The 14442-nt window shown below is 40.7% G+C and carries 12 protein-coding genes, 1 pseudogene, 1 riboswitch and 1 other annotated feature; of the genes and pseudogenes, 10 read left to right on the top strand and 3 right to left on the bottom strand.

The window, feature by feature from the left end; genetic code table 11:
- The first annotated feature begins 101 nt into the window (after positions 1 to 101).
- The 5 genes from HCK02_RS08005 to HCK02_RS07985 all read left to right on the top strand — a co-directional run bounded on the left by HCK02_RS08005 (position 102) and on the right by HCK02_RS07985 (position 5479).
- Positions 102 to 497, top strand: a complete 396-nt coding sequence (locus HCK02_RS08005) for a thiol-disulfide oxidoreductase DCC family protein (RefSeq protein ID WP_167629609.1) — start codon at positions 102 to 104, stop codon at positions 495 to 497.
- A gap of 36 nt (positions 498 to 533) precedes the next feature.
- A complete protein-coding gene (locus HCK02_RS08000) occupies positions 534 to 812 on the top strand; it encodes a DUF3116 family protein (protein WP_167629608.1) in 279 nt (92 codons plus the stop codon).
- A 77-nt stretch (positions 813 to 889) separates the two neighbouring features.
- A riboswitch (SAM riboswitch) is annotated at positions 890 to 990 on the top strand.
- 106 nt (positions 991 to 1096) lie between these two features.
- Positions 1097 to 2299 (top strand): methionine adenosyltransferase, encoded by a 1203-nt coding sequence (gene metK, locus HCK02_RS07995; protein WP_167629607.1) that lies wholly within the window; start codon positions 1097 to 1099, stop codon positions 2297 to 2299.
- 142 nt (positions 2300 to 2441) lie between these two features.
- The gene (gene asnB / locus HCK02_RS07990) at positions 2442 to 4307 is read left to right on the top strand and encodes an asparagine synthase (glutamine-hydrolyzing) (protein ID WP_167629606.1); all 1866 of its coding nucleotides are present in this window, start codon (positions 2442 to 2444) and stop codon (positions 4305 to 4307) included.
- Between the two features lie 176 nt (positions 4308 to 4483).
- Positions 4484 to 5479, top strand: coding sequence for a choloylglycine hydrolase family protein (locus HCK02_RS07985; protein ID WP_115752646.1), 996 nt, complete (start codon positions 4484 to 4486; stop codon positions 5477 to 5479).
- A 71-nt stretch (positions 5480 to 5550) separates the two neighbouring features.
- Here the strand turns inward: HCK02_RS07985 and mnmM are convergent, their stop codons facing one another.
- On the bottom strand, positions 5551 to 6111 hold the full coding sequence (gene mnmM, locus HCK02_RS14105; protein WP_246215557.1) for a tRNA 5-(aminomethyl)-2-thiouridylate-methyltransferase MnmM: 561 nt from the start codon (positions 6109 to 6111) through the stop codon (positions 5551 to 5553).
- A gap of 21 nt (positions 6112 to 6132) precedes the next feature.
- Positions 6133 to 7065 (bottom strand): annotated as a pseudogene (mnmL, locus tag HCK02_RS14100) (tRNA modification radical SAM protein MnmL/YtqA); the annotation flags it as partial.
- A 143-nt stretch (positions 7066 to 7208) separates the two neighbouring features.
- Between mnmL and HCK02_RS07975 the strand changes: the two are divergent.
- The gene (locus HCK02_RS07975) at positions 7209 to 8618 is read left to right on the top strand and encodes an amino acid permease (RefSeq protein ID WP_167629604.1); all 1410 of its coding nucleotides are present in this window, start codon (positions 7209 to 7211) and stop codon (positions 8616 to 8618) included.
- A 34-nt stretch (positions 8619 to 8652) separates the two neighbouring features.
- Positions 8653 to 8842, top strand: a binding site (T-box leader).
- 93 nt (positions 8843 to 8935) lie between these two features.
- Entirely contained in the window at positions 8936 to 11347 is a 2412-nt protein-coding gene (gene leuS, locus HCK02_RS07970; RefSeq protein WP_167629603.1) for a leucine--tRNA ligase, read from the top strand.
- 64 nt (positions 11348 to 11411) lie between these two features.
- Here the strand turns inward: leuS and HCK02_RS07965 are convergent, their stop codons facing one another.
- The gene (locus HCK02_RS07965) at positions 11412 to 11618 is read right to left on the bottom strand and encodes a hypothetical protein (protein WP_167629602.1); all 207 of its coding nucleotides are present in this window, start codon (positions 11616 to 11618) and stop codon (positions 11412 to 11414) included.
- Positions 11619 to 11871: 253 nt separating this feature from the next.
- Here HCK02_RS07965 and rpsB point away from each other — a divergent pair, with 253 nt between their 5' ends.
- From rpsB to HCK02_RS07950, 3 genes are all read left to right on the top strand, one after another.
- Positions 11872 to 12630: a 30S ribosomal protein S2 gene (gene rpsB / locus HCK02_RS07960; protein WP_167629601.1), complete on the top strand. Its 759-nt coding sequence runs from the start codon at positions 11872 to 11874 to the stop codon at positions 12628 to 12630.
- A gap of 82 nt (positions 12631 to 12712) precedes the next feature.
- Positions 12713 to 13603 (top strand): translation elongation factor Ts, encoded by an 891-nt coding sequence (tsf, locus tag HCK02_RS07955; protein WP_167629600.1) that lies wholly within the window; start codon positions 12713 to 12715, stop codon positions 13601 to 13603.
- Positions 13604 to 13884: 281 nt separating this feature from the next.
- The gene (locus HCK02_RS07950; RefSeq protein ID WP_167629623.1) at positions 13885 to 14166 is read left to right on the top strand and encodes an SH3 domain-containing protein; all 282 of its coding nucleotides are present in this window, start codon (positions 13885 to 13887) and stop codon (positions 14164 to 14166) included.
- Positions 14167 to 14442 lie beyond the last annotated feature (276 nt).

Here is a 14442-nt window from a genome sequence, read left to right as displayed (position 1 = left end):
TATTGCTCGAGTGCGAACAAATTCTATTTTTAATATCCTTAATCATACCACAGGTTTAAAAATATGATAAGAGGAAAAACACGAAGGAGGAGGTTTTTATTGTGCGATATCGAGTTTTATATGATGGAAACTGTTCTTTTTGCAAATGGGTGAAAGACCACGCAGAAAGGTTAGATAAACGACATTTGCTCGACTTTGAAAAGCTTCAAGCAGATAGCGGAATTTATTTTAATCAAATAGATTTACTAAGAGAGCTTCATGTTGTCTCTGAGAATGGTCGAATTTATCGCGGTTTCTCAGCGATTCGACGAGTTTTAAGGACACTTCCAGTGATCAAGTGGGGTGCCTTACTTCTTTACTTGCCACTTGTCCCAATTTTAGGAGAATGGATTTATCGTCTGGTTGCCCGGAACCGCGGCAAAATTTGGCGCTTTATCCAAAAAATACGTAAAACTTTTCAAATTTTTTCAAGAAAAAACCATGTGTTTCTTGTATAATTAAAATGAATCTGGAAAATGAAAGTGTGTGAAAGAATGCGGTTACCCTTTGAAGTTGCTTTTCAAATCATTGAAAATGTTTATCAAGGTTCGTCCAATATGAATGAACTAATTAATGATCGTGCAAGAAACGGAGGGAGTGCCCTCGCTAATAAGACGGAATTTTTGCTGGCCGTTTATCAACTTGAAGAAGTTGGTTTGCTTTTTCGCTACCGGTCGAGCGATGGAATTCGCTACACTCGAACGGAAGAAGGCGAAGCGTTTTATGCACACTACCAAAAGGTGAATCAGGAAGAATGGCCCAAATTCTTATGATGACGGACTACCCCTTGCTTTTCGTTGCGTAAACCAGTATACTAAAGTTCAGTTAGTTGAAAAACTAAAATGAATATCTCTTATCCAGAGCGGTAGAGGGACTGGCCCTTTGAAGCCCAGCAACCTACACTTGTTGTAAGGTGCTAACCTGAGCAGGAATTTTCCTGATCGATGAGAGTGAAGGTAATGAAATGATACGCCTTTTCTCTATGCGCAAAAACTTAGAGAAAAGGCTTTTTTCTTTGCTGCACGCGAATGGTAGAGAATAAAAGGAGGATACAAGAATGACTGCAAAGCGTCATTTGTTTACATCAGAATCTGTTTCTGATGGACATCCGGATAAAATTGCCGATCAAATTTCAGATGCGATTTTGGATGCGATTATTGCAAGAGATCCGGATGCGCGCGTGGCATGTGAAACCACGGTGACAACAGGACTTGTACTTGTGGCTGGCGAAATTACAACGTCAGTTTATGTGGATATTCCTAAAATTGTACGGGAAACCATTAAAGAAATTGGATACACTCGTGCGAAGTATGGCTTCGATGCAGAAACTTGTGCCGTATTAACGGCAATTGATGAGCAGTCCCCAGATATTGCACAAGGGGTAGATGAATCGCTTGAAGCAAGAAGTGGGGAAGAAGATGAAAATGCTCAAATTGAAGCGATTGGCGCTGGAGACCAAGGCTTAATGTTTGGCTTTGCGACGGATGAAACGGAAGAACTTATGCCACTTCCGATCTCGCTTGCCCATAAATTAGCAAGAAAAATTGCGGAACTCCGTAAAGAGGGGACACTGGATTATCTTCGTCCCGATGCGAAAACGCAAGTTACGGTGGAGTACGATGAAGAAAATAAACCAGCAAGAATCGATACGGTGGTTATTTCAACACAACATCATCCGGATATTGCTCAAGAAACGATCGCAAAAGATATGCATGAACAAGTCATTCAAACAGTCATTGATCCTGCTCTACTTGATGAAAAAACCAAATATTTTATTAATCCAACTGGCCGATTTGTAATTGGTGGTCCACAAGGGGACGCAGGACTTACGGGACGGAAAATTATTGTCGATACTTACGGCGGCTATGCACGTCATGGCGGAGGCGCTTTTTCTGGAAAAGATCCAACGAAAGTAGACCGTTCTGGGGCATATGCGGCTCGCTATGTGGCTAAAAATATTGTGGCTGCGGGGCTGGCTAAAAAAGCAGAAGTGCAGCTGGCTTATGCGATCGGAGTTGCGCATCCTGTCTCGATTTCAATCGAAACTTATGGAACGAGTGCTTACAGTGAAGAGGATCTTACAAAAGCGGTACGCGCAAACTTTGACTTACGACCAGCGGGGATTATCAAAATGCTTGATTTACGACAACCGATTTATCGTAAAACAGCGGCATTTGGACACTTTGGACGACACGATCTCGACTTGCCTTGGGAACGAACTGATAAAGTCGATGATTTAAAACGCTTTTTAGAAAAATAAAGAAAAGGAACGCCAGCGTTTGTTTGGCGTTTTCTTTTTTGAGCGTAGCAATTCACCGTGCAAAGCAGGCCGCTTTATGTTATGATAATCTTTGTGTAAAACTGTGAATTAATGAAAAATCAGATAGAGGAGAAATGTCTCAATGTGTGGATTTGTAGGATGCGTTCATGACCGCATTGCTGAAATTACAGGTGAAGAAAAACAAACGTTTAAAGAAATGAATGATATGATTACTCACCGTGGACCGGATGATGAAGGATATTATACGGATGAGCATATTCAATTTGGTTTTAGAAGACTGAGTATTATTGATGTTGAAAATGGCCATCAACCGCTTACGTATGAAGATGAACGCTACTGGATTATTTTCAATGGAGAAATTTATAACTATGTAGAATTACGCGAAAAGCTGAAAAATGAAGGTATGACTTTTGAAACGGAAAGTGATACGGAAGTTATTATTGCGACTTATGCGAAATATAAAGAACAAGCTGCCTCCTATTTGCGCGGAATGTTTGGATTTGTGATTTGGGATAAACAAGAAAATAGTGTTTACGGAGCACGTGATCCGTTTGGAATTAAGCCGTTTTTCTATGCAGAAGAGGATGGTAATTTGTATCTGGCTTCTGAAAAGAAATCTATTCTTCATGCGCTTAAAAATCAAAGTCTAGATGAAGTTTCACTACAAAACTATATGACTTATCAATTTGTTCCAGAACCTGACACACTAACAACAGAAGTGAAACGCTTGCTTCCAGGTCACTATTTTACGAAAAAAATTGGCGAAGAAATGGCATTTACGCAGTACTACAAACCTGAATTTGCGCCTGTTCAAAAATCAGAAGATACGTTTATCAAACAAATTCGTGACGTCTTATATGATTCCGTTAAGGTGCACATGCGTTCGGACGTTCCTGTAGGTTCGTTCCTTTCTGGTGGTATTGATTCGTCGATTATTGCGGCAATTGCCAAAGAATATCATCCGGCGATTAAAACGTTTTCTGTTGGTTTTGAACGTGAAGGATTCAGTGAAATTGATGTCGCGAAAGAAACCGCTGATAAACTAGGGGTAGAAAACATCAGTTACGTGATTACACCAGAAGAATATATGAAGGAGCTTCCTAAAATTGTTTGGCATATGGATGATCCGCTTGCAGATCCTGCGGCGATCCCACTTTATTTCCTTGCACGTGAAGCAAGAAAACAAGTAACCGTTGCGCTTTCTGGGGAAGGAGCAGACGAATTTTTTGGTGGTTATAATATTTATAACGAACCCAATTCACTTTCGATGTTCAATAAAATGCCGGGTGTCTTTAAGTCCATGCTAAGTGGCGTTGCTAAAGTGATGCCTGAAGGGATGCGTGGTAAGAGTTTTCTTGAACGCGGGACAACGCCGATGGAAGAACGCTACATCGGAAATGCCAAAATGTTTACAGAAGCCGAAAAACGGATTTTACTTCCACGCTACGAAGAAGGGAATGATTATACAAATATCACGAAGCCATTTTATGAGGAAACAAAAGATTATAACCCAGTAGAACGGATGCAATATATTGATATTCACACGTGGCTGCGTGGCGATATTTTACTGAAAGCTGACCGGATGACGATGGCGCATTCACTTGAAGTTCGTGTGCCATTCCTTGATAAAGAAGTTTTTGGGGTAGCTAAAGAAATTCCAGCTTCACTGAAAACGACGAATGGGACGACCAAATACATTTTACGGAAAGCAGCTGAAACTTTTGTTCCAGAACACGTGCTTAATCGTCGTAAATTAGGTTTTCCTGTTCCAATCCGTCACTGGTTAAAAGCGGAAATGAACGAATGGGTCAAAAATATTATTCATGAATCGGCTACAGATCATTTGATTAACAAGAAATATGTACTTGGTTTGTTAGAAGATCACTGTGCTGGAAAACATGATTATAGCCGTAAAATTTGGACGGTTGTGATCTTCATGATTTGGTATTCAATTTATGTAGAAGAAAAATACGATTTTACTAAATAAACATAACGTTGTTTTAAATAAGTCGATAGCCCTTTGTTGCTAGCGGCTTATTTTTTTGTTTTAAGTCGCAAGAGAAGGGATTAAAAAACCAATATTTTCGTTTTGAAACGCGCTTTTTTGACTTAGAAAGGCCAGAAAACGGGGTAAAGAATAAGCATAAAGGAGGAATTAGATTTATGCTAGGATGTAGTAGTTTTACATTTGGAACAGAAGACAATGCGCAATTTTTATCAAGAACAATGGATTTTTCGATGTACACTGACAGTGGGGTTGTCATTGTACCACGAAACTATGAAATGGAAGTTAGACAAAATGAACTTCGCAAAGGAAAGTATGCCTTTTTAGGAATGGCGGCATATAAATTACAATTTCCTATTTTTTATGATGGAATTAATGAGAAAGGCTTGGCAGGGGCAACACTTTATTATCCAGGTTTTGCGACTTATACCGAGAAAAAAGATGCAAGAGGTGGCGTAAATCCGCTTCGAGTAGTGAGTTATATCTTGGCAAACGCTGGCTCGCTAGATGAAGCGATTGCACTTTTTGAAACGATTGAGATCATTAACGAAAGCAATTCCATTTTAGGGGTTGTGCCACCACTTCATTATATCTTTTCAGATGGAACAGGACGATCGATTATTGTTGAACCTGATGCAGATGGCATTAAGATCCATCAAGATACAGTCGGCGTGATGACCAATAGCCCCAATTACAAGTGGCATGAAGCCAATTTACGCAACTATATTGGCGTGAATCCAAGATCCAAAGAACCAATCCAAACTACAACGAAAACTTTTTCACCATTTGGGCAAGGAAGTGGCACTTTTGGTCTCCCTGGTGACTATACGCCACCGTCTCGTTTCTTACGGACCGCCTACATGAAATTTTATGCAAGCGAGCCTAAAAATGAAATCGATGGGGTTACGCAAATATTCCATATGTTAGCTCCAGTTGAAATTCCAAAAGGAGCCGTGATTCATCAAAATGGGCACAATGATTATACTGTCTATATGACAGCGATGTGTACGACTTCTCTACGCTATTATTTCTGTGAATACGATAACCGCAGAATTAAATGTGTCAGCTTACATCAAGCTGATTTGAATAATGAAAAGTTAGAAATTTTCCCACTGACGATGAAACAAGAAATTGAGTTTTTAAACGCTGATTAGAAACTGCCTGAAATACCACTTATATGTAAAAAGGCCCGAAAAAAGGAGACTTTCCTTTTTTCGGGCCTTTTTTAGCGTTTTTCAATGGCCACAACAAATGGTGGCTGATTACGCTGATTGATAAAACCATATTGCAATACGCTAAATTTTTCTTGGGGAAGAAGGGAAACATAATTTAAGACCGCTTGCTTTTCAAGCTTTCCTGCTTCGTGGCCGTGATAGACCACCAAAATGACAAGACCACCCGGGACGAGTTTTTCAAGTGCGGCAGATATGCTTTTAAGCGTCGATTCTTCAAGGGTTGTAATCGATTTATCGCCTCCCGGCAGGTAGCCGAGATTATAAATGACCGCTCGCACAGGCTCACTGACATCGGCAGCAATTTCTGCATGACTCTTTTTTAAGAGCACAACCTGATCTTTGCAAGAAGCTTCGCCAAGTCGCGCTTGCGTATTTTGAATAGCGGCTTGTTGGATGTCGTAAGCGTAAACCTTACCATTTGGTCCAACGAGCTGTGCAAGGAAAAGAGTATCGTGACCATTCCCACAAGTGGCATCAATGACAACATCCCCTGGAAAAACAATTTTCTTTAAGAGCTGATGGCTAAAGGAAAGAATGCCTTCTAAATTCATACGTGCACCTTGGCGAATTTTTTTCCCTTGGTAACTATCTCGCCAAATTAGTTCTTGATCGATCTCATTTAACACTTCAAATTTATTTAAGCTCCACATCGGACCAATTAAATCATCCACACCGCCATCTCCTGTGATTCGGTGAATAACCATTTCAGGCGGCAAAATCTCAAGTTGATCGCAAACGAGCTTCACGTAATCCTCTTGCGTTAAAAATGTTAAATCGCCGCGTTTATAATCTTCCACCATTGGCGTACCACGAAGCAAGTGGAGCAAATGAATTTTGATTCCCTCTACACCGCTTTCCGCCACTTTTTTAGCTGTTTCAAGCATCATTTCAGGCGTTTCTTTCGGAAGACCATTAATAATGTGGGTACAAACGCGAATGCCTCGCTCTTTCAGTTTACGCACACCTTCAAGGTAACAATCATAATCATGGGCGCGATTGATTAACTTCCCTGTTTCATCGTGAGCCGATTGCAAGCCGAGCTCTACCCAAAGATAAGTTCGTTCATTTAATTCCGCAAGATAATCCACGACATCATCTGGAAGGCAATCGGGACGTGTCGCAATGGAAAGCCCGACGACACCTTCTTCTTTTAAAACCACTTCATATTTTTCACGAAGCACTTCAACGGGAGCATGAGTATTCGTAAACGCTTGGAAAAAAGCGATATATTTGCCATTTTTCCATTTATGGTGCATCCGGTCGCGAATTTCAGCAAATTGCGCGGATAAATCAAAATTTCGATCACCAGCAAAGTCACCTGATCCAGCGGCACTACAAAAGGTACAGCCACCGCGCGCAACAGTGCCATCTCGGTTCGGGCAATCGAAGCCACCATCAAGCGCGACTTTAAAAATCTTCATGCCAAATTCTTGTCTAAGTGTGTAATTCCAAGTGTGATAGCGTTTATTATCGAGACTATAAGGAAATGGATTTTCTTTCTTCAACTTTTTTCAGACTCCTTTAAATTCATTGCTTCTAGTTTACCATATATTTAAGTTGACGAATAAAAATAATTTTGATATTATAATTACACTTTCACTTGGTAAAGTGCTAATACACTAAAATATAAAAAGGAGTGCATACACAGATGACAAAGCAAAGAAAAATGGGCTTTTTCGTATTAACAGCCCTCGTGATCGGAAACATGATGGGATCTGGGATTTTTATGCTTCCGAGACAAATGGCCGAAGTGGCAAGTCCGCTTGCAACATTGCTAGCTTGGATTTTCACTGGTGCCGGTGTCCTCATGATCGCGCTTGTGTTCGGCAACTTAGCCGTCAAACGACCAGATTTAACAAGCGGTGCACAAAGTCATGCGTATGCCTTCTTTAATCGTCCAAAAGCTAAACAAATCGCAGGATTTATTGCCGTATGGAGTTACTGGGTGGCCAATTGGGCTGGGAACGTCTCGCTCATTACCTCTTTCGCTGGCTATTTATCCGTTTTTTTCCCGATTTTAAATAGTCGCGATTCTTTTGTGAAAATCGGGGGATTCACGATTACAGAAGGTCAGGCGCTGACCTTCGCCGTATGTACCGTCTTACTTTGGGGGATTGCCTTTATCATTTCAAAAGGCGTAAGTGGAGCAGGGAAAATCAACTTGTTGGCAACAATTGCGAAAGTAGGAGGCTTCTTCCTTTTCATCATTATTGCCGTTTTTTCTTTCCAGTCTGCTAAAATGGGTGCTTTTTATCACCCGGTTTATAATAGCGCTGGTTTAAAAGAAGGCTTACTTTCACAAGTAAATAGTGCTGCAATTGTGACGCTTTGGGCGTTCATCGGAATCGAATCAGCTTTGATGTTTTCCGGCCGTGCAAAGTCTGGCAAAACCGTTCAAGCAGCCACCATTACGGGACTAGTTGTTGCGGTCATGCTATACAGCTTAATTTCCATCTTAGCGTTAGGACTTATTCCGAAAGAAAAACTGATTGGTAGCGCAAGTCCGCTTGCAGATGCGTTAAATTCAGTGATCGGAAGTGGCGGTTCTGCTGTTATGGCGGTTCTTGCTTTAATTTGCTTATTTGGGTCTGCGATCGGTTGGGTGATGATGAGTGCAGAAGCTCCTTATCAAGCAGCGAAAAAAGGAATTTTCCTTCCGTTCCTAAACAAAGTGAATAAAAATGGCACCCCGATTCGTTCGCTCGTGCTTACTTGTCTTGCTTCGCAGTTCTTTATTTGTTCCACGCTTTCCGGTGATATTGCGGTAGCTTATGATTTCGTTGTTAAAGTTTCTACGCTTGCTTTTTTGATTCAATATTTTATTTCACCTATTTTCCAACTGAAACTCGTGGTTACGGGAAGTACTTATGAAAGCTCAAAACTCATCAAGCGCGTGGCTGACGGAATCATTGCTATTCTAGCTTTAGGTTACAGTCTGTGGATCATGAAAAGCGGCACTGAAAATTTAACGATTTTCCTTCTAAGTGCAGGTCTCTTCCTTGTCGGTTTCTTGCTTTACCCGCTAATGAAAAAGCAAACGGTCTTGCCAAAAGAGTAGAAATCAGCTACAATGGTTCTTAATCGAACATGAAAACGACTAAAGGAGTAGTAATCCAAAACTTGGGAAATAAAAGAGAGTCAGCGGCTGGTGAAAGCTGACCGATAAGTTGGATGAACTTGCCTTTTTATAAATCGTACGTTGTCCGCGTTAAGGATCAAGAAGTTGAGTGAAGTATTCACTAATTTGGGTGGTACCGCGGGAGAAAACCTCTCGTCCCATGGCTGTTCTAGCTATGGGACGAGAGGTTTTTTTGCTTCTTGTTCAAACGATTCGTTTTAGTTTTATGAATGAAGAAGAAAAGGAGAGGACAGAAGATGACTTTTAACCACAAAGAAATTGAACCAAAATGGCAAAAAATTTGGGATGACAAAGCAACCTTCAAAACAACGGAGGATGCGTCAAAAGAAAACTTTTATGCTCTAGATATGTTTCCCTATCCCTCAGGTGCAGGACTTCACGTGGGGCATCCGGAAGGCTATACAGCGACGGATATTTTGTCACGCATGAAGCGAGCGCAAGGCTATAACGTCCTTCATCCAATGGGATGGGATGCGTTTGGTCTTCCTGCTGAACAATATGCGATTGATACGGGAAATGACCCAGCCGAATTTACGGAAGAAAACATTGCGAACTTTAAACGACAAATTAAATCGCTTGGTTTTTCTTATGACTGGGATCGCGAACTGAATACAACAGATCCTGACTATTATAAATGGACACAATGGATTTTTGAGAAACTTTATGAAAAAGGGCTTGCTTATGAAGCAGAAGTCGCTGTTAACTGGTGCCCGGCGCTTGGAACGGTACTAGCCAATGAAGAAGTCATTGATGGGAAGAGTGAACGTGGCGGCTTTCCTGTTTACCGTAAACCTATGCGGCAGTGGATGCTTAAAATCACGGCTTATGCTGATCGTTTGATTGACGATTTGGAACTTGTAGACTGGCCAGAAAATATCAAAGACATGCAGCGCAACTGGATTGGTCGCTCGGAAGGCGCGGAAGTTAGCTTCCAAGTGGATGGCCGCGGTGAACAGATTGACGTGTTTACAACTCGTCCGGATACACTTTTTGGCGCAACGTATGTAGTTTTAGCGCCCGAGCATAAACTGGTCGAACAAATTACGACTGCGGATCAAAAAGAAGCTGTTGAAGCTTATAAGAAGCAAGTCGAACTAAAAAGTGAACTAGAACGAACGGATCTAGCGAAAGAAAAAACGGGCGTGGCAACAGGGGCTTATGTGATCAATCCTGCGACAAACGAAAAAATTCCCGTTTGGATTGCTGATTATGTGCTGATTCAATATGGGACGGGTGCTGTTATGGCGGTGCCGGGGCACGACGAACGCGATCACGAATTCGCCAAACAGTTTAACTTGCCGATTCTTGAAGTAGTAAAAGGGGGCGACGTCGAAAAAGAAGCCTATTCTGGTGACGGAGTCCATGTGAATTCTGGTTTTCTTGATGGGTTAGATAAAGAGGAAGCAATTCGTGTCATCTCGGAATGGCTTGAAACGGAAGGAGCTGGGAAACGGAAAATCACGTACCGGTTGCGCGACTGGCTATTTAGCAGACAACGTTACTGGGGAGAACCGATTCCTGTTATTCACTGGGAGGACGGAGAAACAACGCTTGTCCCTGAAGAAGAGCTGCCACTCCTTCTTCCGAAAACAACGGAAATTAAGCCATCTGGCACAGGGGAATCACCGCTTGCGAACTTGGAAGATTGGGTGAGTGTGGAAGACGCTTCTGGCAGGAAAGGACGCCGTGAAACCAATACGATGCCACAATGGGCTGGATCAAGTTGGTATTTCCTTCGCTATATCGATCCGCACAACAAAACTGAAATTGCGGATAAAGAAAAGCTTCGTGAATGGCTTCCGGTAGATGTCTATATTGGCGGGGCTGAACATGCAGTGCTTCACTTGTTGTATGCGCGCTTCTGGCATAAATTCTTATACGATATTGGCGTGGTTCCAACAAAAGAGCCATTCCAAAAATTGTTTAACCAAGGCATGATTCTTGGGGAAAACAATGAAAAAATGTCGAAGTCGCGTGGCAATGTGGTGAATCCAGATGAAGTCGTAGAGAAATACGGTGCAGATACTTTGCGTCTCTATGAAATGTTTATGGGACCGCTTGATGCTTCCATTTCTTGGAGTGAAAATGGGCTTGAAGGAGCGCGTAAATTCTTGGACCGAGTTTGGCGTTTGTTTGTCAGTGAAACAGGCGAATTAGCACCAAAAGTCGTTTCTGAAAATGATGGCAAACTTGAAAAAGCTTATCATCAGATGGTGAAAACTGTGACGCAAGACTACGAGGGACTTCGATTCAACACGGGGATCTCTGCACTCATGATTTTCGTGAATGAAGCTTACAAAGCAGAAACTGTTCCACGTGAATATGCAGAAGGTTTCATCCAGTTGCTTGCTCCGATTGCACCGCACGTTGGAGAAGAAATTTGGTCGATTCTTGGACATGAAGAATCGATTTCCTACGAAGTGTGGCCACAATTTGATGAGAGTAAACTTGTAGAAGATGAAGCAGAAATTGTCTTGCAGGTTAACGGAAAAGTGAAAGCAAAAGCGGTCGTTTCGAAATCAATGCCAAAGGATGAGCTTGAAAAATTTGCGCAAGCAAACGAGCGAATCCAAGCTGAACTTGATGGAAAAACTATCCGCAAAATCATTGCAGTTCCTGGAAAACTAGTCAACATTGTCGCTAACTAAAGAATAAAAAACAATCAAGCGCGTGCCCGTTAATGGGCATGCGCTTGATTGTTTTTATAGACATTTAAAAAGGCAGTAAGACTTTGAGCATGCTCGATGCAATAGTATTCCAAATCATGCGCGTTGCCGCATTCGATGATCGCTTTAAAATGACCGTTCCTGGTCCAATTTTAGTGAGAGTGTGAGCCATATCTGTGATTTCAAAACATGGAAGAAAATCTTTCGTATGGATAATAGATTCGTCTGTTATATAGGTGGATATTTGTAGCAACTATATTTGCTACAAACTTAATTAATACCTAAATTATAATTTAGTTTGTTCGTAAGTAGTAAGGTGCTGGAGAGATTCACTAATAGGAGTATAGTTATTGACGTCTAAGGCTGTTTATGCTATAGTTAAGGGCAGTGTTAATACACACGTATGGTGACGAGTGAAAGGGTGCTTAACTTTTAAGTCTTTCGGTTGAATGACCCATACGGAGGGCGGATTTGTCCGCAAAATAAAACCAATAGGAGGGAATAACATGCCTGTTATTTCAATGAAACAATTGTTAGAAGCCGGTGTACATTTTGGACACCAAACACGCCGTTGGAATCCTAAGATGAAAAAATACATCTTCACGGAACGTAACGGAATTTACATCATCGACCTACAAAAAACGGTTAAAAAAGTAGACGAAGCTTACAACTTCATGCGCGAAGTAGCTGCTGACGGAGGAACTATTCTTTTCGTTGGTACTAAAAAACAAGCGCAAGAATCTGTTAAAGAAGAAGCAGAACGTTCTGGCCAATATTTTGTAAATCACCGCTGGTTAGGTGGAACACTTACAAACTTTGAAACAATCCAAAAACGTATCAAACACCTTAAGAAAATCGAAAAAATGGAAGAAGACGGTACTTTCGAAGTTCTTCCTAAAAAAGAAGTTGTTCTTTTGAAGAAAGAACAAGAAAAACTTGAACGTTTCTTGGGCGGAATTAAAGATATGAAGGGTCTTCCAGATGCACTTTTCATCGTGGATCCTCGTAAAGAACGTATTGCGGTTGCAGAAGCTCGCAAATTAAATATTCCGATCATCGGTATTGTAGATACTAACTGTGATCCTGATGAAATCGATTATGTTATCCCTGCAAACGATGACGCAATTCGTGCTGTTAAATTGCTTACTGCAAAAATGGCTGATGCGATCATTGAAGTGAACCAAGGTGAAGAAAACGTAGAAGCGCCTGTTGAACAAACTCAAGTTGAAGAAGCAACTGAAACTGAAGGAACAACAGAAGCTTAATTTTGTTGAAATACACAAAAAGGTGATAAGAGGATATGCTTATCACCTTTTTTAAAAGTACTTTATTGGAGGGAAATAAAAAATGGCAAATATCACAGCTCAAATGGTAAAAGAATTGCGTGAAAAAACAGGTGCTGGAATGATGGATTGTAAAAAAGCGCTAGTTGAAACTGACGGCGACATGGAAAAAGCAATCGATCTTTTACGTGAAAAAGGAATTGCAAAAGCTGCGAAGAAATCTGACCGAATTGCTTCTGAAGGAATGACACATGTAGTAAGTAACGACAAGCATGCGATTGTTCTTGAAGTTAACGCTGAAACAGACTTTGTAGCGAAAAACGACAACTTCCAAGAACTTGTTGAAAAACTTGCAAACCACTTGTTAGCAGTTCGTCCAGCGAGTCTTGAAGATGCGCTTAAAACTGAAATTGAAGACGGTGTAACCGTTCAAGAATATATTACAGAAGCGATTACAAAAATTGGCGAAAACATTTCACTTCGTCGTTTCGATATCACTGAAAAAGGTGAAAACTGTGCGTTTGGCGAATATATCCATATGAACGGACGTATTGGTGTTGTTGTTCTTCTTAAAGGCACAACAGATTCTGCAGTTGCGAAAGATATTGCAATGCATATTGCTGCAATTAATCCAAAATACATTTCTCGCGAAGATGTAGATGCAGAAGAACTTGCGCATGAAAAAGAAGTATTAACACAACAAGCGCTAAACGAAGGAAAACCTGAAAACATCGTTGAAAAAATGGTAGAAGGTCGCTTGAAAAAATGGTTAAGTGAAATTTCCCTTCTTGATCAACCATTCGTTAAAGATCCTGACGTGACTGTTGGTGAATACGCGAAGAAACACGGTGCAACTGTTGAATCGTTCGTGCGTTTCGAAGTTGGCGAAGGAATCGAGAAAAAAGAAGATAACTTTGTTGAAGAAGTTATGAGCCAAGTTAAAAAAGATCAGTAAGAAATTTTGATTTTTAATGATTTTTAAAACCCGCTATTCGTTGGTAATAGCGGGTTTTTGTTTTTTAGGAAATCACTAAAAAGGAATAAAAGTGAAATCATTCGGGGATTTTTCGGGGATTTTTTTACCCCTCAAAAAAAATCTCCGAATTTTTATTTGTGGCAGTATGCGAGCAAAGACAAACTTTCTAGCATCAGTGGGAATCTAGATTTAAGTACGTGTTCAACTGCTGTTTTGAATCAAATGAAAAATATTAAATCTTCATCAAGTACACCTAAACCATCAACGTCAACAGGAACAAAAAGCCAGATCGGCAATACGCTGAAAAAGGTGTGTTCACTGCTACAACAACCGTGGCTATTAAATACACACCGAAAGTCAGTGCAACCCAAATTGCTGAGCTGACACATGGAGAATCTGTTCACTATCGTCGCGTAGCGTTTAGTGACGGTTACGTGTGGGTGCAGTATATGCGCTCGATTGGTCGTTTAGCTTGGGCATGCGCTGGACAAGCTAGTGCAGATAATAGTAAAAATGCAGATAAGTATGGAACATTTAAATAAATAGAATTGCCTTGCTCCTTGTGAGCAAGGCTTTTTTATTTTTGAGAAATGATTAAATGAAAAATAGACTTGCTTTTTCCTTACTTAAGAATTATTATGAAATTAAGAAAAGAACCATCAGAATAGAAGTTCTGCTAGGAACGAGTACTGCGATTACGAAATGTCGGAAAAACTTTCCGAGGTTTTAGAGGTATGTTATTCTGAATGGTTCCAAAACTGTAATTTGGTAAACCGTTTTATTAAAATTGTTTTAGAGGTATGTTATTCTGAATGGTT

The sequence above is a fragment of the Listeria valentina genome (assembly GCF_011800755.1).
GTDB lineage: Bacteria > Bacillota > Bacilli > Lactobacillales > Listeriaceae > Listeria > Listeria valentina.
This window is presented reverse-complemented; position numbering and strand designations above follow the sequence as displayed.

Coding starts and splice junctions, on each gene's coding strand:
- HCK02_RS08000 (WP_167629608.1), top strand. CDS start 534: ATGCGGTTACCCTTTGAAGTTGCTTTTCAAATCATTGAAAATGTTTAT.
- metK (WP_167629607.1), top strand. CDS start 1,097: ATGACTGCAAAGCGTCATTTGTTTACATCAGAATCTGTTTCTGATGGA.
- asnB (WP_167629606.1), top strand. CDS start 2,442: ATGTGTGGATTTGTAGGATGCGTTCATGACCGCATTGCTGAAATTACA.
- HCK02_RS07985 (WP_115752646.1), top strand. CDS start 4,484: ATGCTAGGATGTAGTAGTTTTACATTTGGAACAGAAGACAATGCGCAA.
- mnmM (WP_246215557.1), bottom strand. CDS start 6,111: ATGAATTTAGAAGGCATTCTTTCCTTTAGCCATCAGCTCTTAAAGAAA.
- HCK02_RS07975 (WP_167629604.1), top strand. CDS start 7,209: ATGACAAAGCAAAGAAAAATGGGCTTTTTCGTATTAACAGCCCTCGTG.
- leuS (WP_167629603.1), top strand. CDS start 8,936: ATGACTTTTAACCACAAAGAAATTGAACCAAAATGGCAAAAAATTTGG.
- rpsB (WP_167629601.1), top strand. CDS start 11,872: ATGCCTGTTATTTCAATGAAACAATTGTTAGAAGCCGGTGTACATTTT.
- tsf (WP_167629600.1), top strand. CDS start 12,713: ATGGCAAATATCACAGCTCAAATGGTAAAAGAATTGCGTGAAAAAACA.